Below are 19,596 nucleotides of genomic sequence, written 5' to 3'. Positions count from 1 at the left end.
CCGCGTTCACTCCGCGGGGTGAGCGAGTTTTCCACAAGCGGCGACTGCTCCACAGGCCCGGGCAGGACGGCGGCGGAGCGGGGATCGTGAGGTGCCTGCGGAACGGCTCCGCGGCACCTCACGAAGGGCGGTCCGAAGATGTCGCTGCTTTCTCGCCAGGAGCACGAAGTCCCGTGGGAACGGGACTTCTCGCGCGGCCCGGACACGCGCCGGCACCAGCACGCGCGTCAGCCCGGGCATCAGGTCGAGCGTCAGGTCGGGCAGGGACATCCGGCCCTGCCGCCGTCCTCACCGGCCCCGGAGCCGCTGGGAATGCCGCGCTTCGCGCCGCTGTGCGTGCGGACCGGGTGGCAGCGAGCACGGCTGGGGCGTGCGCTGCGCCGACGGCGGCGTGCACTGGCCGCCGGGCTCGCGGTGACCGCGGCGACGCTGGCGGCCTGGGGTCCCGAGGGTCTCGGCGCTGCTGTCGCGCAGCCGCCTCACGCGGGCGCGGCCGCGCGGAAGCCGGCGCACCCACCGCCTCGGGTGGAGGTCGTCTCCGCCCCCGTGCGCATCGCGGACGCGGAGACCGTGCGGCTGCTGCGGCCGGGAGACCGGGTCGACGTGATCGCCGCAGCCGGTTCCCCCGGCTTCGGGGCGGGTGCCCCTCCTGACGCTGCCGCCCGTGTCATCGCGACCGGCGCACGGGTGCTGCGGGTTCCGCGGCCTGAAGGGGCGCAGCCGGACGGCGGGGCGCTGGTGGTCCTGTCGGTCCCCCGCCCAGTCGCGTCGGCACTGGCCGGCGCCGGTACGACATCACGCCTGGCGGTGGTGCTGTGCTGAGGGCTCAGAGGTGGTGCGGGGGCTTCTCGTCGAGGAAGCGGGCGAGATCCGCGGCACTGCCGGCGCCCGGCACCGAAGGCCGCTCGCCCCATCCACGGTCCGTGTCGTCGGAGGACTGCTGGTCCAGCGGATCATCGAAGATCAGCGCCGCTGCGGGGCGGGGCTCGGGCCCGGGCTCATCCGCATCGCGCGCTCCGGAGGTGGGGGCGGTGCTCATACGCCCAGCATATGCCGGGCACGAGCCAAGCTGCCGCCATGGCCATGACGAGCGGGTGCGGCCGCGGCCTCGGCGCCACGTGAGGAGGGCGGCGGGCAAGGGTGCGAACTCAGCCCTTTCTGCTGTGCTGGACCTATGACGTCCACACCCACATCGGCAGCAGACGACCGGTTCAGGCCCGTGCGCCGTATGCGTGCGCGCAGCCGGGACGAGGAGCACCGCGCCGCCACGCCCCTGGAGCTGTTCTTCGACCTGTGCTTCGTCGTGGCCGTCGGACAGGCCGGGATCCAGCTGGTGCACGCGCTCGCCGAGGGACATGTCAGCGAGGGCATCCTCGGCTATCTGTTCGTCTTCTTCGGCGTTTTCTGGGCGTGGACCAACGGAGCACTACCTAGCAAGTGAGCATACTGCGCGCCTCGGTAAGGGCACTGCCAGAGTTCGCTACAGGTCCCACAGAGCTTCTGTACGACGTTTTGAGGCCCCGCCCATGCGCCACGGGGGCAGCACACGGACGGGGCCGCTGAGGGACCGCTCAGGCGGTCAGGCCGGGATCGAAGTACCCCGGCGTTCGGAACAGGCCCATGAAGCTACCGGGGCCGTGTCTGTCGTCCAGCCACCGGCCCAGCTCGGCCACGTCCCCGCTGATGATGGCCGCGAGAAGGCGCGCGTGGCACTCGCTCTCTTCCTCTGGGGCGAACTCCGCAAGGAAGTGCCGGTAACGCCTGTTGACGCCCCTCTCGTAGCGGCTGAGTGCCGTTGCGTATCGCGTCTGCTCTTCACTTCCCAGCACGCCCACCACGCGCCCGGCGTCCTCTTCGGTTAGCGTCCCCGTCACGTCCCGGAACGCGAGCGAGCCGAGAACGTCTGAGGGCTCCGTCACGCCGAACCGTTCTGCCGTCTGTCGGGTGATGGCGCGCGCCTCTTTGTCGCACGCTCCTTCCATCACGACTCCGAGATTCCGCGTGTGCTGGCTACCGTGCTGGTCGGCAGCCGAGTAGGACTGACCGCTTGTACGGCGGTAGTTGATTCCGTACTGAGTTCGGACCGGTACGCCTCCCACTTCCACGTACCGCCGACGCGATCCGTAGTGAAGACAGTCGTGGGCGTACGCCCGAAGCAGGTCGAGAAGTGCGAGCGCGGGACGCTCGGGGCTCCGGCGTTCCATCGGTCCGTACATGGTGATGACGGCCACCATTTGAAGGTGCCGATATCCCTGGTCCGGGTGGTGGAATCCGCCGAACGCACCGACCCGCGAGGATTCGCAGCCGACCAACACACGGTTGAGCGGCAGCATCTTCGCCAGCCCGTAAGCGGCGTACCGGCGTTTGGTGTTCTCAACTCCGGCGTGAAACGGCGTGGTGTCGATTCCGTCAGCCGCCCACCGGGTGAGCACTTCTGACAGGGGTCGGAACACATGGGCGGGGTGTTTTCCAGTGAGCGACGACGCGTCGGCACGCATGGCCGCGAGTCCTGCCATTGCCCTAGCGCCGTTCACCGACTCGTTCGGGGCCAGCTCCGTTAAGTCAGGCTGCCCGACTTGATGAGCTGGATGTGGCTCTCTTGCATCCCCTCGGGGAGCGCATCCGGGCTGAACCATTTCGCCTCCAGAATCTCGAAGCCGTCGAGCTTGAGAGTTCCACCCACGTGAAGCGCTTCGTAGGCGATTTCCACGCGGAGCTTGTAGCCGCTGGTTACCTGAACCAGTCGTCCCGGCACAACTTCAAGGCCGGTTTCTTCTCGAACTTCCCGAACGATGGTCTTCGGGAATTCCTCGCTCTTGACTGCGTAACCGGTGGGCAGCCCCCATGGCCGGTCGGCGGGCCACATGCGGTGTTTGAGAAGCAAGACTTCACCCGCTTCGTTCCGTACCACGCCGGTCACGCCAATCATGAATTTGGCATGTGCGAGCCACAGAACGCGCCATTGCAGGGGGCCGCGAATGAGTTTCCATACTCGGGCAACGATTCGCTTCATGCGCACCCTTTCGGTAGGGCAAGCGCGGTGCGCTTGCGGTGCTGACTCAACCTATGCCGTGGGGTACGAGTCACGCCCTGGTTTTGCCTGCCCCGCCCGCACGCCATAGGAGAAGCGGCGGGCGGGGCCAACGTAGGGGCGCTCGGGCCCCTTACATACGCCTCGGGCCTACGGGGTTGTCTGGCTGGTCAAGCCAGACTTGTTGTCCGTTGCCGTCCACGGTAAGGCCGAACCGTTTGAACCCTGGTCGGTCTTGCTCGTCCCACCAGCGGTAAGCCTTCACCACCTCGTCCCAGAGATTCCGGGGTCCTGACTGGTAGACGTCGAATTCCTCGTGCCCTGGTACGAAGTCGGCGGTAGCCCACGACGTGACGGCCGTGTCCCGGAGCCACAGCGTGTAAGAGCCGTCGTCGTATGACTCCATCCACGGGAACGCCTCGGGCACTTGAACGCCGATTGCGAACATGACGTGCCAGTCCCCCACTGAATCCGGGGAAAGGCTGGTCATACTGCGCCGCCCGTCCGCTGGCCACTTCTGACCACCGAGGTATTCCCGGACATGGGTCCGCTGGACACGCTGAGCCCGGAGCCGCATGAATGCCGAGGATCCGACGAACTTGCCGGATGCGCTGCCGTCACCGGTTACAGCGAGTCGGGCAACGGCCTCTCCGCCGTATGTCGGTCCCCACGGGGCAACGATGATCCCGCCCGGTTTCGTCTGCGCGATCCATTGGAGGGGAACACGCCCGATGGAAGCCGTGGCGATCACGCGGTCATACGGGGCACCCTCGGGGTAACCCTCGCCCCCGTCCCCGATGATTGAGACCGGGTTATAGCCAGCGGAGTTCAGGCGCTTTCGCGCTTCGCTCGCGCTGTTCTTATCCACTTCCACGGTGACGACGTTCTCAGCGCCGACCCGGTGAGACAGAAGGGCGGCATTCCAGCCGGTCCCTGTGCCGATCTCAAGCACCCGTTGCCCGTCCTCGATGCTTAGCGCATCGAGCATCGAGAAGACCATGGTGGGCATCGAATTTGAGCTTGAGGGGACTTTGCCCTTGCCGGGTCCGGTGTACGCACCGTCGTCCCATTGCGTGGTGATGGGCGCGTCACAGTAGACCGCCTGCCACCACCTCTCGGGTTCGATGCTGCGGATCACTCGGTCGTCCTGCCGGTTCATTCCAGCCCGACCGGGCCAGATGACGTCCGGGATGAACAAGTGCCGGGGCACCGCATTGAATGCGGGCAACCAATCACGTGTGAGCGCTCCGGATTCCACGAGCGCGGAGGCGAGCCCCTGGGGGCCCGCCTCCTTTGTGCGTTCGGTCATTGGCGCGGGCTCACTTACCGTCGGCGGGGCCTTGGCCGTCGTTCGTGTTGCCGCCCTCGTCCGATCCGCCGCCTCCATGCTTGTTGCCGCTGTTGCTGTCGTCCTGCTGGCTTCCGCCCTGCCCGTCGCCGGTTCCTCCGCCACGGTTTCCCATTGGGATACTCCCCTTCTCTATGTCTGGTACTTCCTACATGACCCTGTGCCGTGAGGCACGGGTGCTTGAGCCCGGTTCGGCCGTCCACGGCCGCACGCTTATGGCGGCTGAACCGGGGGCTTGCCCCGTCCTTGCCGAGACTTCGAATGGCGGGGGGAGCCTCTTCGATCTCCGGCAAGGACGGGAGTCTGATCGGCAATCAGGCTGCCACGTAAGTGACTTCCTGCAATCGCCAGTCGGTTACGAAACTGCGCACCATGGGGCGCACCTCAAGCGCGTAGTAAAGATCGAGATCAGAATGACCCATCAGCCTGTCGGGGCCGCCCGACATAACCGCGAAAGAACGTCCGTCGACCAGCTCCGCCATTTGCCAATCCTGGGCGCGCTGATCGCCTGCCCACTTGCGGAGAATGTGCCCCGGGTTTGGAGCCTTCGGGTTGGCCTCTTGCAGCGCCTCGGGCGGCAATGGCCCCATGCCTGGAATGGGGTCTAGAGCGTTGGCTAGCCGTAGAGCTTGGCCTCTCAGCCATCGCACGGCAAGCCTTGGGCTCGTCGCACGGTAGCCGCCTAAAAACCATTCCATGCCGCCGTCTGGGTAGTAGGCCACCACCTCACACCAGTAGCCCTCTACGTAGGTGTTCACGCCCACTCCCCCCGAACAACGCGGTACGGGGCACCCGACAGAAGCCAGTACGTGAAGTGCTCTCGATTGTCCTTCCGATGGGTCTTGACCCATCCGGCTGCCGTCTTCTGCGCCTCAAGGTCGTTGGCTTCCTGCGCTACCGGGTCGTCATCCTTTCCGCCCTCGTACACCGGTCCCACTTCGTGGCATACGGCGCACTGCATTCGGAAGATCCGTGGCTCCCGATCAGGTTCGTGGTCCTCCTCCACACAGAAGCGCCGGAAGCCGTAGCGCTCTCGCATCACTGCTGCCTCAGTTTCTCTAGGTGCCTGTCGATTTCCGCCCCCAGCTTCGCCACCTGGTCGGCCAGCGTCTCAGCAGTCGTCGGCCCGTCGTCCTGGTCGTGGCCGTCCGTGGCGGGACGCTCAGGGGCGTTGGCGGTCACCGCTCCCCCTCCGGGACTCCCGCTCGCAGTGCGGCCGTGAGGGCACGTGCGGTGTCGACGTTGCAGCGTCCAAGGTCGATCAGCACGAGCGGCGTTGTGTCGCAGTACGCACACGGGTCAAGCCGCAAGGACGGGAGCGTGACTCCCGCTGCCTTGAGCGCGTCGGCCAGCTCGTTGCGCGCCTGTTCCCCTTCCTTGATCTGCTTGATCGCCGTCTCGGTTCTGCCTCTTGCTGCCATGACCACTCCGCGTGCTGCCGTCGGTGCCGGGCGGGCTCTGCGTTCCCACCATTGCCAAAAAAACGATGCAGGTACACGGAGGGCGTGTAACCAAATACCGTTAGTGAACAAGCACTTGAGAGGGGGTCACGACGATGGAGCTTGAGCCGGAAGAGGATGAGAAGCCCGGGTCACCTGCACAGATGTTGGCCAAACGCGCCAAGAAGGCACGGAAGCAGTACGGAGGGACGGGCCTGGCACTGCGGGCGCTGGGAACGAAGCTGGGGTTCCCGCACAGCTACCTGGCACGCGTCGAGAGCGGCGAGCAACTGCCGTCCCTTGCGCTGGCAGAGACCATGGACGACTTCTATGAGACAGATGGTCTGTTCACAGACCTCTTAGCCCTCACGCTTGCCGTCTCGGCAGAAACTCCGAAGTGGGGCCACAAGGTCCTTGAGGCAGAGAAACGTGCGGGACGTATCCAGACCTTCAACAGCAGCGTCGTCCCTGGCTTGCTTCAGACCGAGGCGTACACCACGGCGCTCTACACGGAGTCGATGCCAGGCAAGGACGCCGAGAACATCACTCTGCAAGTCGCCAAGCGCGCCCATCGCCGGGCGGTGCTGGACTCTGCCGTGCCGCCGCTCTACTGGGCGATCATGGACGAAGCGGCCTTGCGGCGGCCGGTGGGCGGGGCAGCCGTGATGGCCGACCAGATCCGGCACATACTCAAGATGACCGAGACGAAGAGCAACGTGCAGGTTCAGGTGCTCCCGTTCTCCCGTGGAGTGCACCCACTCTTGGGCGGTAGCTTGAGCCTGCTCACCCTCCGGGATGGCGCGACCTTCGCGTATGTCGAATCGTTCGCATCCGGTGTGTCCGTCGAGTCCCCGGCCGATGTCTTGGAGTTGGCGACGCTCCTGGACATCGCCCGATCCAAGGCCCTTGACAGCGGGGAGAGCGTGTCCCTGTTCCGCGAGTACCTGAAAGAGTACGAAGATGCCGAATAACGATGAGACGCCCCGCCCGGACTGGACTAGCAGCAGCTACAGCAACGGGCAGGGAGGAGAGTGCGTCCAGTGGGCACCGCAGCACGCCCGCGCAACGGGTGACTTCCTGGTCCGTGACTCCAAGGACCCGAACGGCCCTCACCTGACCCTGTCCGCCGAAGGCTTCGCCGGGCTGGTGGCGTTCGCCAAGGCACACGGCTGACGCTTGCTTGCACCTCCGGCCCCGCCACTTCATCCTCATCGAAGCGGCGGGGCCATTCGCTACCCTGAGTGAAATTTCATGCCGAGCCGGCGATTTCCAGAGCGCTCAAATTGGACATCACACCCGTCCGGGCAACACGCGCCGTAGCTATCTCCCAGAGTCGAGAGCGATCCTTTCGAGCACACCGACCACGCCGACGGCTGGCGACCGACCCGTTTGCATACTCGGTTCCCTGGGCCCCTTGGACGTGCCATGTCCGGCGACGACAACCGTCAGCAGCAGTAACCAGAGAGTGCCCAGCACGAGCGCTGTAACGGCTCTGAGAGCGGGCTGAGTTAGGCGACAGGTCATCGGTGGTTCCCCCTTGGTGGTGCTGCCCGGGACCCGGGCGGTAGTGCGTTGTGCGATCAAGCGTGGGTCGTCTCCTGGTGGTGGTGGCTGCCGTAGTCACAGGCTGACCACACGCCGCCCGGGTAGGGCAGGTACGCCCCGGTCTCCGGGCTGACGTACCACTCGGTAGAACCGACCAGGGCGCGACTGCCGACGGTCCGCAGGAGCAGCCGGAAGCCGTCGAATTGGCATCTCAGCACTCGCGCGACAAGCGTGCCTTGCGCACGCAAGATGGCCGTCACGTCGTTGCACGTCGTGATGTGTTCCTCCCCCAGTGGTGATGGCAGATCAGGGCACGGATGCCAGCTCAGCCGGTTGTCCCCCAGCGTAGGCACCCACACTGACACCAGCACGTCACCAGCACTGTGCGTAGTCATTAGGTAACTGTAGAACACTTGTCCGATTTTCGGTAGCGATCTCTTACCGAGTTCTTGACGGTCCGTCACCCCGCGTCCGCGTGATCGCCAAGGATGACATACGTCACCTCTGGGCGCACTCGTCTAAATCTGTGAATTCTGGGCATATTCACAGGTTCTTCCGTACAACCTTTTGCCCCTTTCGTGCGTCCGCAGTCCGCGCGCGAGGAGCCCTTGAACGCAAAAATGCCCCCGCCATTTCTGACGGGGGCTCAACTGGAATCAAGTAGCCACCGAGTCACGTGACTCGGTGGTCACCAGCGCGACACTCGGTCTTCGCTGCGGGCTACGGTCGGGCGGATCGGGGGAGAGTTCGGCTCTTCGACCGCCTTTGCGGCCTCCATGAGCCATGCGGCAAGGTTGCGCGCCTCCACGGGTGACAGCTTCACCCGGTCGCCCGGCACGGCGACACTGACCGCCTCACGTTCTTTGTCGGTGTACCACGCCAGCACGCGTCCACCGTTTCGAGTGGTGAGGGTGGCTTTCGTTTCCTGAGTCACGTTCAGCATTCGGGCCTTCTTTCGCTCAGGGATTGAGGGTTTCAAGTTCCTGTATGAGCCAATAGGCGTCATCGGAGTTCATGCGCACGGTGGCCACGGTCCGCCCTGCGGCATCTCGCATGTGGAAATCGAATTCGAGACCAACGCGAATCACTTCTACGGTTCCGCCGTCGACAGTTGAGAACTTCATGCCGCTGCCGTCCAGACTTCCGCGAACCGGTCCTTGGCCTTGCTGCGGACGACCCTGACTTGATGAAGCGGTATTCCGTAATCGCGTGAGAGTTCGTCATCCCGCTCGGTGCCGTAGTAGTCGACGGGCACAATGCCGGTGAGTGCCATGAGTACGGTTCGCTGCTGCTCACCCAATCGGGAAAGGGTCCTGCGCACTTTGATGCCGGTCTGCTTGCTGCGCTCTCGCGCGTAGTCGTTTGGTTCAAGCAGATCTGCGGGAACTTCGGCCTCAACGGCAAGGCGGTCAGCAAGGGTGATGCTCTCCCCCGTGTCCGTCTCGCCGATGGGTGCATCAAGGTAGTGAACGCCCTGGTAGCTCAGGCGCGCGGCGTAGGCGGTATCCGCGCTGAGTCGCCGGTCCCCCATGGCTTCCTGAGTAGTGGCCAGCCATTCGGCCTGATACGGGTCACCATCGGCCATCGAGAGCGCCCGTTCAAAGGCGGCAGCCACAGAGCGGGAAACCCCTTGTCGGGTCTCCTCCTTGCGGCTGTCGCTCATGGCCCCCTTGAGAGTCCGGTCGATGAACGAGAAGAACTCAGCAACTGTGCGGCCGTTGAAGCGCTTGAGTCCTTCCCATACGGCTATACGGCCAACCTGGGCGAGGTCTTCCGCAAGGGTGTGATCCGTGCGCCCACCGCCCGTGGCATAGCGCCAGGCGAGTTGTGTAACGCGTTCTTCGGTGGCGTTGACGATTGCCGTGATGGCCTCAAGGTCGTTGTCCTTGGCAGCGGCAATCTGAGCTTCGGTGAGATTGATCAAGGGGAGTGCTCCGCGTGTTCCGTGGCGTGCTTGCACTCCGCTGGGGAGCGCAAGGGTTGCCCGGAACGGGGCAGAGCAAGCGCAAGACCGATGGCCCCAATTCGGGGCTGTGCGTCAGGACATGCGGGGGCATGGCAAAGCCCCGTCCGGGACGCTTCGGACGGGGCTTGCGCATTGCCGTCGTCGTGGCGTGACGGCTACTCAATGCGGGAAAGCGGACAGCTCCAATGGAGTTTGTGGAGGGTAAGACCGCTTGTCTTTTGTGAGGTTGTTTTTCGATGCGGAGGCGTTTTGGCACACCCTCCGGAGGGAGGACAGAGGCACCCCTGATCTCCTCCGATGGGACGATCCGGGTAACGGAGCGATAACGGAGCACCGAGTCACGTGACTCGGTGCCTAGTAGTCAGCCCCATACAGCGAGCCCCATGACCGTCCGCCTACGTCGGCCGTAGCCACGATGGGCACCCCGAACAGGTCGAAGGTCATAGCCTTTTCGAATTCCCGCGCATAGTCGGCCGCTTCGCCTGCCGGGACCGACGCGAGAATTTCGTCATGGATAGGCAGGCGCATGACGTCGAGAAGACCGGCACTCTCAGCATTCAGGAGCGCTTGTCCGAGCAAGTCCCTTGCTGCGCTTTGACACTGGTAATTCACGACGGCATACGCACGGTCCCGGTCGAGAGGCATCCTCCTTCCGGTGGCCGACACGGTGACCATGCCGGTTGCCCGCGCCTCACGCTGCCAGCGAGCAGACGCGCGGCGGATCTCCGGGAACGCGCGGTCATAGGCGGTGACTGCTCGCTTGATCTCGTCCTCGGATGCGCCGGTCTGTCTGGCCAGCGTCGCAATGCCTCCGCCGTAGACTTTGCCGAATCCCGCGCCCTTGAATAGCTTCCGGTCCTTGTCTGTGGCTTCCGCCCCCTTGATGAGCTGAGCCGTGAACATGTGGATATCGAACTCAGCGCCACCGGACTGGAATCCTTCTTTCATCCGACGTACGTCGGCCAGCGCTGCCAGTACCCGCATTTCTACGGCCTGAAAGTCGGTGCTCACCATGACGTGACCTTCGTCGGCAAGAAGGCAACGCCGGATCATCTGATCCGATGACGGCAGCGTTTGAAGCGCCGGACGAGTGACACTCATACGGCCCGTGCGCGCGGCAAGCGAGTTCACGAACGGGTGCACCCTGCCGGACGCGTCCACGGTCTCTAGGAACGTCGCCGCATACGCTGAACGCCACTTGCCCGCGCGCTTGCTCCTCAAGACGGCCTCGGCCAGCGGATTGGGTTTGCGGACGCCTAGCCGCTTCCACTGCAAGTCCATGTCGGCAAGCGCGAGCAATACGGCCTTGTCGACCTTGACGGCCCCGCTTGCCGTTCGTTCCGTCAGCGACTCACCCATACCGGCGAGAGCTTCCGCAATCTGCTTTGTCGAGTTGACCGACTCAACGCCGTACCGGGCAGCCACATCGGCGTTCTTTTGCGCGTCTTCGCTGAGCGTGGCATCAAGTTCGTGCGTGAACTCCTCATCGAGGATGAGCCCCTTACGCTGCATGTGCGCGCATATTCGGGCTATCTCATGCTCGTACTCAACCAGCCGTTCACGCACACCCAAGCGGAATAGCTCAGCCGCAAGGAGCGGTTCGAGCCGAGCCGTGAGAATCACGTCCAGCCCGGCGTACAAGTTGTACGTGGGGTGCTCTAGCGGAATGCGGGCAAAGCCGTTGGCCTTCGTGAGCCCAAGCCCCCGGAAGACCGCCGTAAGATCTCCTTGGGTGTCCGGGGCCGTCCGGTCGACGTAGTACGCCGACAAGGGCTTGAGACCGGATCCAATACCCCCCTCTTGGGGTTGGCGCGGGTCAACAAGGGCGGCCATCACGCGCGTGTCCCGTGTACGGGGCGCGAGGTCTTCTAGCGGGATGCCCGCGTGCCGGTCCAGCACAAGCCAGTCAAAGGCGGCGTTGTGAATGAGAAACCGCCGAGTCTTCGTCAGCGCCTCAACTGCCGCACGGCGGAAGGGGCCACCCCTTTCCCAGTGGATTACCCACGCGTCGCGCGCGTCCCCGAACTGGACCGTACGAAGTCGGTAGCCGTCCGAGAAGACATCAAGCCCGCTGGTTTCGGTGTCCAGCGCAACGGGTCCCCGCTCGTTGGCCAGACGCGCCCACTCAAGGAACGCGTCAAGCTCTTCCAGGGTGGCCGGTACGTGGACGTTCACCACGTCATCGGCCACGGTGTGCCGGTAGGTCAGCACTCTTCCCCTCCTTAGACGCAGACAGGCCACCGAGTCACGTGACTCGGTGGCCTGTACGGGTTGGGCTACTTGGCGAATATTCCGGGGCCGTCGGGGGTCGGCTCAGCCAACCGGATGCCAGCAAGGGCGACACCCGCGCGCTTCATGATTCGGGTGACGCCCCGCTCCTCAAGCGCGCCGTAGAAGGTGCGTCGGGTCCATCGCTCCTTCTCGGGCAGGTTCTCCGCTTCGCACCAATCCAAGTAGTGATTGAAGGTGTCGTTGCCGTTCATGACGTGGGAGTCGTCGCACTGCTCAAGAACGCCGGGGAAGAATCCGGCGAGCGCATCACTAGTCCGCCGGTATTCATCGCTGGCCTTCGCGATCACCTCGGGGTCCTGGAGTCCGCCCCGGTACCACTCGACTGCACCGCGCACCGCCCATGCGGCAATACCTTCGACTTCCTTCATGAGCTTTGCATCCAGGCTGTAGTCCCGCTCCCCGGGGGCGAACCAGCGTGTGAACGGCAGGAGTTTGACCCGTCGCCACAAACCTTCATCCTGGCCTTTGAATTTCGGCTTGTGATTCGTGGCGAGCAGCAACAGGAACGTCGGCTTGAAGGTGAAGAACTCTTGCCGCAAGAACCGGGCTGCGATCTCGTCCTTTCCGGTCACACGCTTGAGGACGCTTTCCGACATGGGTTTACCGGACTCACCTTCAGACGCCATGACGAGACGCGAACCCCTAAGTGCCGCAAGGTCGTTGGGGATACCTCCGGACGGTTTCTCTTCAAAGGTGGCGAAGGGCGTGGTTCGGCTGATCGAGCGGAAGACTGCCGTAAGGGTGTCGGTCGCCACGCTCTTTCCGTTGGCTCCCTTCCCCCACAGAACACAGAAGCACTGTTCGGAGTTGTCCCCGGTGATCCCGTATCCGATGAGCCGTTGAAAGTAGGCAGGCAGCTCAGGGCCGCCGGGGAAGATCTCGGCAACGAACTGTTCCCAGCGGTCGCACGGCGCTTCCGGGTCATAGTTGAGATCGAGCTGATACGTGAGCATGTCGCGCTTGTCGTGCGGGCGAAGTTGGCCGGTACGGAGATCTACCGTCCCGTTTTTGAAGGAGAGCAAGTCCGGCCGGTTGTCGAACTCTGAAGCGTCGACGTGCACCAGGGGCACACTGCGCAGCTCCGTCATGAGGGCGTCAATGCGTGTGGTCATGGTGAATCCGCGCGCCTTCTGGGTCTCGCCGACGAGAACGAGTGCGGCTCCCATGCGGTGAATCTCTTGGCGCACGCGGACTTCTGAGCGCTCCCACGTTCGGCCGTTCCATACGTAGTAGCCGAGTCCGGGCGCGTAGCGAATGCAGCCGTCCGACCAGGCGACCAGCGCATGAGCGTTCATGGTGTCGCTCTCGCCGTACCGGTTGATGAGTCCGGCGAGAATGCGCGCCGCTTCGCTGCCGTCGTCGCGTGTCACAACGTCCGTGCCGGTCCGGTCGGTCAGCTCGTCCGAGACGGCTTGCGCTTCGTCTTCCGGCGAACTCAGCACCGCACGTGCCGACTTGACCGCGCGATGAAGCGCGAGCGGGAAAGCGTGGGGATCACGTCCCCGCCAATCGGTGAGGTCGTCGCCAGCATGGGGAATGGCAAGGCCGTACACGTCGATGCCATGGGGCTTCAGTCCCTCAGCCAAGGCCCGGTTGAAGCGTCGTCCAGCGTCGTCGTGATCCCCCGCAGCGATCACCTGAGTGCCCTTGAGGCCGTCGGCCAGTTCCGCCAGTAGCTCAGGGCTTCCGGCGAGTGCGGCACCCCGGATGATCACCGCGTCATACCCCACGGCAACGACTGTGAGGCCGTCTCCCGGCCCCTCAGAGACGATGGTGACCCCATAGCCGCCCTGCCCCCTTAGAACGCCGTACGACGCCCACCGCTCCCCCGTCGGGTTGCGTAGGGATACCCACCGCCCCGGACACGCACCGCTGAGATCACGCCCCTGCAAGCCGCGAGCGACCCCGTTGAAGTCAAAGAGGGGCACAGTCAATCGGGGAAAGCGCGTGAAAGCCCTTGACCGGTAAGGGAAATGGGGAACGCCGAAACCATCATCAGCGCCTAGATACAGCTCATGGGCCGTATCTTCGTCCACCCCGAAACGGTCCGCCGCATATGCGAGCGCATCGGCCCCCACTTGAGAAGTGCTGTCATGGAGCCAATCAACGGTGCGGTCAATGTAGGCGGCCAATGCGGCAGTGTGGCCAGGGCCAACGGGCGACGGCCGTTCACTGGGCACGGTGGCTCCCGGCCCTGTGGCGTCAAAGAGGTCACCCCACACCAGTCGAACGGCATTGATCACGTTCTCAGTTGGGCACCCTGCCCGGCAGTTGATGCGAACCTTTCCGTCGTCTCCCCGCCAAATGCGGAGCGACGGGCGGGAGTCATTGTGTGCCGGGCAAAGCGCGAGGTATCCACCATCGTTCTGTTCGGTTACGTCTGCGAACCGGGCGAGTATCTGAGTGAACTGCATTTCCGTGCCCCCTCCTTCGTTCACTCGCTCCTTGAGCGTGAGCGTTGCCCGGTGCAGCGCACTACTCTGTGTGCGCCCCGCGGAGCCTGGCATGTCCGTTTTCACCCGCTAGGCCAGTGCCGGCGCCGGGGCAAAATTTCACTGAGCGTCACGCATGGCGCGCACGTCGGCCAGAAGTCGCGTGAAGGGTTCAAGCTCCGTGGCCATGTACCAACGGGAGGTGTCGAGCCCTCGCAGGGAGGGTGTGAACCCGTAGCGTTCTGCAAACTCTTGCGCGCCCAGCTTCAGCGCCAGGCGCACGCGGGTCCATGTCCGAATGCCCACATAGACCTTGCCGCGCCGGACGCTCATCCGGGGCACCTTGACCACGGCGACCCCGTAAGGAAAGCCCGCATGCCGGGCCTCAATCTCCGCTTGTCGCAGGAAGGTTGGGACACTCGCCCTCTTCACGTTCTTGCACTCAAGGACGAACGGGACCGCATGCACGTCGCCCACGTCGGCGGCACCTTCCTGCGCCGGTCGCCGTACGTTGTATGCATTGAACGGATCCAAGAACTTGCCGTACTCGTCCACTAGCCCTAGTGCGGCGTTCAGGTGGTCACGTACGTCGGACTCCCACTGTGTCCCCTTCACCTTGTTCGGATTGGCCACTTCGTTTCCCCCATTCACCGAGTCACGTGACTCGGTGGTCGCATGCCAAAGGACCGGACAATCCCCCGAGTTGGGAACTGTCCGGCCCTTGTTGTGTGCTTAGTTGCCGCGCCTCACGTCGGGCATGATCAGCCGTGCGTGTTCCGCGCTGATCCATTCAGCGCGCATGGTCCGGCGCTTCGCAAAGCCGCTCTCTGTGCCGGTCGGCTGCACCTTGAGCATGGGCCGAAGCCTGCCATCCACCAGAACGGCCGTGACGCGCTCAATGATTGCGTCGGATGCCCGGACCCGATTGCCCTGCCGGGCGCTGTAGTTGATCAGGTCACCGGGGTACAGCTCTTCCCCCGCGTAGTCCGTGACCACGCCTCTCTTAGCCAATGTCATTCCCCTCGTCGTCATTCACGCCGAACCGTCGTCGTCTCTCACGTATGACCGCCCTGCGCGCCTCCGGGGGGAACTCCCACAGGGGCGACCGGACGGTATCGTCAGCCGCCTCAGCAAGCGCTGACGGCCAGTCGTGGGCGGGGCTCTGATCGAGCGTCGCCACGGGCTTACTGCTCGTCCGCGATGGCGTCGTTGTAGCTCTTGAGAACCTCGATCACGGGCTTGTAGTAACTGACGTTCAGACCCTTGTTCTTGCCCTTCTTGATGGTGAACTCAACAAGCTCAAGGGTGAGTTCAGCGAGCGCCGGTCCATCAATGGCGGATAGGGCGTTCTCGTACTCGTGAAGCACGCTGGCCATTACCCAACTGCCGCTCTGGAACTTGAAGCGGCCAAGTTCCGGATCGTCCGCCAGCCTGAACGTCACCGTGATGGAAGGGGACGGGCCAATGAAGTCCTTCGCCGCCTGCTTGCGCTCAGCGAAAAGCTCCGGGCAGTTGCACGGCTTACCCTTCTTTTCGTCCGGGCTCAGAAAACGCGTGCCGTCGCAGTGATGAACCAACTTGCTCCGGTTCCACAGCTTCAGATCCGCATAGATGGACTTCGGGCCGTCGAGAACGATCGGAACGGAATCCCGGTCGGTGAAGACATCGATGAAGTTCTCACCGCGCGAATCCGTCTCAATGGGCTCTCCGCCGAAAAGCTGAGCAACGGCCTGGGCAACCACGGGATCACCCGTGGAAATACGCCACTCCGAAAGCACCTCGGGAACATCGTCCACCTGGCGGCCGGAATGGAATCGACCCACCGTGTCATCACTGAACGTCTTCTTGGGCTCAGGCTTGGCGTTGGGGTCGGTTTCGAAAATGGTCAGTAGCGACATGCGTTCGCTCCTCATGAATGCAGAGATGGAAGAGGGGCGAACGGGAGGGACCGCCTGTCACCGAGTCACGTGACTCGGTGGGGTCTACCTCTCGTCCACCCCTTCTGGTTGACCTAGAGCGCGGGGGTTTCCCGCCTACTTGGCGCGGCGCTGAGTGCCGGTCACGAGACCACCAGCACTCTTGGCGATAGCGCGCCCAAGGACTGTCTTCGAGACGTCCCGGTCCCACGTGAAGACCCGTCGCAGCGCGAGGAAGAACGAGAAGACCTCTTCGTCAATGCGTACGGGCTTGAACTCCCAGAGTTCCGGCGTGATGTGGAGTACGGCCGCACCGTCAAACTCGGGCATCGGCTCACTCTGGCCGTCCGGGGAAATGATCCGGTCGGCGTTCACGTAGGCGCTCATCTGAAGCGCCACATCCGGGTACGTGCTCTTACTGGTCTTCCAGTCGGCCATGAGCAGATGCGGAGTCCCCGACCGGTCCGGCGTTGGGTTCCCCTTGTCGTCCAGCCACACCGTAAGAACGGCATCGAACGATCCGGCATAGCCGTGCTCATCGCTCCAAGCGACGTCTTCAGCCCGCTCAAGGCGGGGGTTCACAGCCTCAAGGAAGGCCACGAAGTTCCTGCGGTACGGCTCAAGGTCCGGATGGACGCTGCCGACGTACTCACCCCGGATCAGCCGTTCGAAGAGGTCGTGTGCGTCACTGCCCACGTCGGCCCGCAGCTTGGTGTATCTGCGAGCAGCGCCCTTGAGGTAGTCGACAGCGCCTTGCCGGTCGCGTTCGGCCATCTGCGCCACGAACGGTAGTGAGTCAACGGCGAGTTCGGCCGTCATCTTCGCGGCCCAGAACATCAGAAATGGCTTGGGCAGCATTCCCACAACGGACGTGACGCCGGGCACCTTGATTTCCGGGCGCTCCGGATGAATGTAGAAGCGGCTCCCGCCGCGCTGAATTGTGCGTACGCGTCCCACGCGCATCCCCCTTGGGTAGGTGTTCTGTCACCTACGGGAGAGCGCGAGGGTTGCCGAACCCCCGAGAGGCCCCGTGCGGCCATCTGCGGGCACAAGAGAGCCCCACCGGGCTTGGGGGGCCGGGCGGGGCTAGAAGGCGCTCAGGTGGACGCTCAGCCGCTCCTAGGCACCGAGTCACGTGACTCGGTGGCCTGAACGGGAAAGCCCCCGGCCCTTGCTGATGAAGAGTCCGGGGGCTTTTGCGCTCGCTGGGTATTACGCCTTGAGTTCCTTGCGCAGTGCGGACAGCAGCGCGGTCAGTTCGTCCAACGCCTCTTCCTGCTCGTCGGCGTCCTCGATACCCCGGATCTCCTTCACCTGCTTCTTCCAGGAGTTCGCCACGCGCTTGACGTACGCGGCGCGCAGTTCCTTGGGGGTCTTCTCCGTGCCGTCCACGTTCAGCGCTTCGGCTGCCTCTTCTTCGGAGAGTTCGCCAGCCTTGACGGCATCCTCAACCTTCTTCCGCTCAAGCGCCTTGCGCTCTCGGTCCGCCTTCGCAATCTCGGCACGGGTGCGGAGTTCGTAGCTGTGGAACTCCGCCACTGCCTCGGACGGCTTCTTGTCCGGGTGTGCCTCAAGAGCGTAGGCGTACTTCTTGGCCTCTTCCGGCGAGTTGTCGAGCGACTTGAGGTAGCGGACCCGAGCGTCCCGGATGGAGTTCTTGTAACTCTTCTTGATGCTGTCGACTTCGGCGCGAATGGCGTCCGCCGCTTCGTCCTCGCCCTCTTCGGGAAGTCCCTCAAGGAGTCCGTCAAAGACCTGGTTTGCGCTCTTCTTCGCCGCATCACTGTCGGCGTTCAGGTCGGGGTGACCGTTCTTGTTCAGAATGCGGGTACGAATGTCGAGAATGGTTTCAGCGACTTCGTGGCCGCCCTTGAACTTGCTGATCGCAAGTGCCTTGACCTGTTCCTGCCCCTTGGCGACAAGACCTTGAATGCCCTTGTCGGCAAGCGCGGTTTCCAGGCTGGTTTCCTTACTGACCGCAACTTCCTTGCTGGCAGCCTTGTCGGCCTTCTCCTTGTCGGCCTTCGCCTTCTTGGCGTCCTTCTCGGCCTTCGTCAGCTCAGCGCGAAGCTTGGCCTTGATGGCAGCCGCGCCGGTGCCGGTGATCTTCGGGATTGCGGCGCTAATGGCTTCCGACAGTTCCTGTGCGGAATCGTCCTTGCCCTCAGCGATGAGAGACGGCAGGCGTTCAATGTCGGCCCGGATTTCCTCGGCGGCCTTTTCCTGAGCGGCCTTGGTCATCGGCTTCGCTGCCATGGTTTTTGTCTCCGTCTTCTCTTCGGTGGTGTCGGCGTTAACCGGCGTGATCACAGTAGCGGGAACCGACCGCCCGAGTCCCGGGATTTCAACTTTTGCTTCCGTGACCTCAACGGGTCCGGTGGGAACCAACGGGCTGCACTTAACGCAGAGTTGAAGGTCTGCCTTCTGCTCGTGCGCCGGTCCCCAGGAACGGATGGGATCCTTGGTCCGGGTCGGGCAGTAGGGAATGTTGCGCCCGCGCTCGTCCACTTCCTTGAGAGCGTGGATGGTCGAACTTCCTGCGGCCGTCGCACCAACCCTGATGTCGCCCCGAACTTCACTCAGCTTGAGTCGTCGTGCAGCCACCTTGGCCCCCTCTTCCTTCGTCTCAGCCTCGGCGGCAATCTGCGCCTCAGCAGCCTTCTCGCAGGTCTTGCAGAGCTTGCGCCCACTCTTGCGGGCGGCTTCAAGCGCCTCGGCCAGCGTGGCGTAGGTCGCACCCTGGGCGAATCGGTACCGGGTCAGTGACCCGCATGCGTTCTCGGCGTAGTAGGAAACGTGGTCGCCCATGTCCTTGCCGCCGCCAGTGCTGCGGACAGTGAGCCCGTCAATGTGGTTCGTGGTGCGGTTGTACTTGATGGTGTAGCCGCTCACTGTCCGATCCCCCCTCGATCCCGCCCCGGTGTCTTGCGGGGCCAACAATGGCACACGCGCGCGTGCGCGCACAAGGCACCGAGTCACGTGACTCGGTGGCCCAAACGCACGAAAGCCCCTCACCTGCACAGGCGCAGATGAGGGGCAACTATTTTCGAGTGACGTGCACTCAAATCAGAGTGTCAGCAAGGTTGTTGAGGTCAGCGACTGTTCCTACATTGGCAATGGTCACGTCGACCGGATGGTTGTCTAGCGCCGTCTCGCTCACGTGATCCGGCGCGGCGCTGCCAACGTCGGGGCGTAGGACTCGAACCAGCCGGAAACCGCGCGCCTTGAGCGCTTCAGCCTCGTTCGGATATCGGCAGTCGGTGACGACCACCGGCAGGTTCCATGCGTCCGCTACGGCCACCTTGTCCAGCGCGAGACTGAGCCAGTGGCCCGACTCCTGATCACGTACCGCCTGCCCGGTCCGCTGTAGCGTGCGCCGGACTTCCGGGAATCGGTCCTTCGCCTTTTCCCATCCATATCGCTGCACTACGGCGCTCAGCCGGGTTGGCAGTGGCCCGTATCCGGACGGCTCATAGGCAACGATCGGGTCGACGCTCAGAGCAAGTTCCTTGAGAGGGTCGGCGAATGCGATTCTGGTGTACGCGTATCGGCTTATCAGCCGTGCCGCGATCGTGTCCTTTCCGGATCGAGCACGGCCGACAAGCGCGATGTGTGAATGTCCCATTC

The 19,596-nt window shown here is 63.9% G+C and carries 23 protein-coding genes and 1 pseudogene; 4 read left to right on the top strand and 20 right to left on the bottom strand.

Annotated elements, in window-relative coordinates; translation table 11 throughout:
- The first annotated feature begins 138 nt into the window (after window positions 1-138).
- Window positions 139-822 (top strand): RcpC/CpaB family pilus assembly protein, encoded by a 684-nt coding sequence (locus tag ACFV6V_RS08925; RefSeq protein ID WP_385561236.1) that lies wholly within the window; start codon window positions 139-141, stop codon window positions 820-822.
- A gap of 4 nt (window positions 823-826) precedes the next feature.
- Here ACFV6V_RS08925 and ACFV6V_RS08920 read toward each other — a convergent pair whose 3' ends face one another.
- Window positions 827-1,039, bottom strand: a complete 213-nt coding sequence (locus tag ACFV6V_RS08920; RefSeq protein WP_385561234.1) for a hypothetical protein — start codon at window positions 1,037-1,039, stop codon at window positions 827-829.
- Between the two features lie 135 nt (window positions 1,040-1,174).
- Here ACFV6V_RS08920 and ACFV6V_RS08915 point away from each other — a divergent pair.
- Window positions 1,175-1,420: pseudogene (locus ACFV6V_RS08915) on the top strand (low temperature requirement protein A); the annotation flags it as partial.
- Window positions 1,421-1,571: 151 nt separating this feature from the next.
- Here the strand turns inward: ACFV6V_RS08915 and ACFV6V_RS08910 are convergent.
- The 7 genes from ACFV6V_RS08910 to ACFV6V_RS08880 form a co-directional block, all read right to left on the bottom strand.
- Window positions 1,572-2,498, bottom strand: a complete 927-nt coding sequence (locus ACFV6V_RS08910) for a hypothetical protein (RefSeq protein WP_385561231.1) — start codon at window positions 2,496-2,498, stop codon at window positions 1,572-1,574.
- A 59-nt stretch (window positions 2,499-2,557) separates the two neighbouring features.
- Entirely contained in the window at window positions 2,558-3,013 is a 456-nt protein-coding gene (locus ACFV6V_RS08905; protein ID WP_385561228.1) for an NUDIX domain-containing protein, read from the bottom strand.
- Between the two features lie 151 nt (window positions 3,014-3,164).
- A complete protein-coding gene (locus ACFV6V_RS08900) occupies window positions 3,165-4,340 on the bottom strand; it encodes a methyltransferase domain-containing protein (RefSeq protein WP_385561225.1) in 1,176 nt (391 codons plus the stop codon).
- 10 nt (window positions 4,341-4,350) lie between these two features.
- The gene (locus tag ACFV6V_RS08895; protein WP_385561223.1) at window positions 4,351-4,494 is read right to left on the bottom strand and encodes a hypothetical protein; all 144 of its coding nucleotides are present in this window, start codon (window positions 4,492-4,494) and stop codon (window positions 4,351-4,353) included.
- Between the two features lie 199 nt (window positions 4,495-4,693).
- Window positions 4,694-5,137 (bottom strand): hypothetical protein, encoded by a 444-nt coding sequence (locus tag ACFV6V_RS08890; protein WP_385561220.1) that lies wholly within the window; start codon window positions 5,135-5,137, stop codon window positions 4,694-4,696.
- Between the two features lie 280 nt (window positions 5,138-5,417).
- Window positions 5,418-5,561: a hypothetical protein gene (locus ACFV6V_RS08885; RefSeq protein WP_385561216.1), complete on the bottom strand. Its 144-nt coding sequence runs from the start codon at window positions 5,559-5,561 to the stop codon at window positions 5,418-5,420.
- Window positions 5,558-5,800 (bottom strand): hypothetical protein, encoded by a 243-nt coding sequence (locus tag ACFV6V_RS08880; RefSeq protein ID WP_385561213.1) that lies wholly within the window; start codon window positions 5,798-5,800, stop codon window positions 5,558-5,560. Before ACFV6V_RS08880 ends, ACFV6V_RS08885 begins: the two co-directional genes overlap by 4 nt.
- Before the next feature lie 134 nt (window positions 5,801-5,934).
- Between ACFV6V_RS08880 and ACFV6V_RS08875 the strand changes: the two genes are divergently transcribed.
- On the top strand, window positions 5,935-6,789 hold the full coding sequence (locus tag ACFV6V_RS08875) for a helix-turn-helix domain-containing protein (RefSeq protein ID WP_385561211.1): 855 nt from the start codon (window positions 5,935-5,937) through the stop codon (window positions 6,787-6,789).
- Window positions 6,779-6,991: a DUF397 domain-containing protein gene (locus ACFV6V_RS08870; RefSeq protein ID WP_385561208.1), complete on the top strand. Its 213-nt coding sequence runs from the start codon at window positions 6,779-6,781 to the stop codon at window positions 6,989-6,991. The genes ACFV6V_RS08875 and ACFV6V_RS08870 overlap by 11 nt, the downstream gene beginning before the upstream one ends.
- 407 nt (window positions 6,992-7,398) lie before the next feature.
- On the opposite strand, the gene ACFV6V_RS08865 is transcribed toward ACFV6V_RS08870, so the two are convergent.
- The 12 genes from ACFV6V_RS08865 to ACFV6V_RS08810 all read right to left on the bottom strand — a co-directional run bounded on the left by ACFV6V_RS08865 (window position 7,399) and on the right by ACFV6V_RS08810 (window position 19,594).
- The gene (locus ACFV6V_RS08865) at window positions 7,399-7,581 is read right to left on the bottom strand and encodes a hypothetical protein (protein WP_385561205.1); all 183 of its coding nucleotides are present in this window, start codon (window positions 7,579-7,581) and stop codon (window positions 7,399-7,401) included.
- Between the two features lie 470 nt (window positions 7,582-8,051).
- Window positions 8,052-8,306: a hypothetical protein gene (locus tag ACFV6V_RS08860; protein ID WP_385561202.1), complete on the bottom strand. Its 255-nt coding sequence runs from the start codon at window positions 8,304-8,306 to the stop codon at window positions 8,052-8,054.
- 16 nt (window positions 8,307-8,322) lie between these two features.
- Window positions 8,323-8,487 (bottom strand): hypothetical protein, encoded by a 165-nt coding sequence (locus ACFV6V_RS08855; protein WP_385561199.1) that lies wholly within the window; start codon window positions 8,485-8,487, stop codon window positions 8,323-8,325.
- Complete coding sequence (locus ACFV6V_RS08850) at window positions 8,484-9,287, bottom strand: sigma factor (protein ID WP_385561197.1); 804 nt, start codon at window positions 9,285-9,287, stop codon at window positions 8,484-8,486. The genes ACFV6V_RS08855 and ACFV6V_RS08850 overlap by 4 nt, the downstream gene beginning before the upstream one ends.
- Before the next feature lie 396 nt (window positions 9,288-9,683).
- Window positions 9,684-11,540, bottom strand: coding sequence for a DNA polymerase (locus tag ACFV6V_RS08845; protein WP_385561194.1), 1,857 nt, complete (start codon window positions 11,538-11,540; stop codon window positions 9,684-9,686).
- Between the two features lie 65 nt (window positions 11,541-11,605).
- Entirely contained in the window at window positions 11,606-13,753 is a 2,148-nt protein-coding gene (locus ACFV6V_RS08840; RefSeq protein ID WP_385561191.1) for a phage/plasmid primase, P4 family, read from the bottom strand.
- 420 nt (window positions 13,754-14,173) lie between these two features.
- Window positions 14,174-14,686 carry a hypothetical protein gene (locus ACFV6V_RS08835; RefSeq protein ID WP_385561189.1) on the bottom strand — a complete coding sequence of 171 codons (513 nt, stop codon included), beginning with the start codon at window positions 14,684-14,686 and terminating at the stop codon, window positions 14,174-14,176.
- A 99-nt stretch (window positions 14,687-14,785) separates the two neighbouring features.
- A complete protein-coding gene (locus tag ACFV6V_RS08830; RefSeq protein WP_385561187.1) occupies window positions 14,786-15,049 on the bottom strand; it encodes a hypothetical protein in 264 nt (87 codons plus the stop codon).
- Window positions 15,050-15,237: 188 nt separating this feature from the next.
- Window positions 15,238-15,951: a hypothetical protein gene (locus tag ACFV6V_RS08825; protein WP_385561184.1), complete on the bottom strand. Its 714-nt coding sequence runs from the start codon at window positions 15,949-15,951 to the stop codon at window positions 15,238-15,240.
- Between the two features lie 135 nt (window positions 15,952-16,086).
- Window positions 16,087-16,932: a hypothetical protein gene (locus ACFV6V_RS08820; RefSeq protein ID WP_385561182.1), complete on the bottom strand. Its 846-nt coding sequence runs from the start codon at window positions 16,930-16,932 to the stop codon at window positions 16,087-16,089.
- 249 nt (window positions 16,933-17,181) lie between these two features.
- Window positions 17,182-18,861 (bottom strand): hypothetical protein, encoded by a 1,680-nt coding sequence (locus tag ACFV6V_RS08815; protein ID WP_385561179.1) that lies wholly within the window; start codon window positions 18,859-18,861, stop codon window positions 17,182-17,184.
- A gap of 169 nt (window positions 18,862-19,030) precedes the next feature.
- Window positions 19,031-19,594: a hypothetical protein gene (locus tag ACFV6V_RS08810; RefSeq protein ID WP_385561176.1), complete on the bottom strand. Its 564-nt coding sequence runs from the start codon at window positions 19,592-19,594 to the stop codon at window positions 19,031-19,033.
- Window positions 19,595-19,596 lie beyond the last annotated feature (2 nt).

The organism is Streptomyces sp. NPDC059828 (assembly GCF_042731955.1).
Classification (GTDB): Bacteria; Actinomycetota; Actinomycetes; order Streptomycetales; family Streptomycetaceae; genus Streptomyces.
This window is presented reverse-complemented; position numbering and strand designations above follow the sequence as displayed.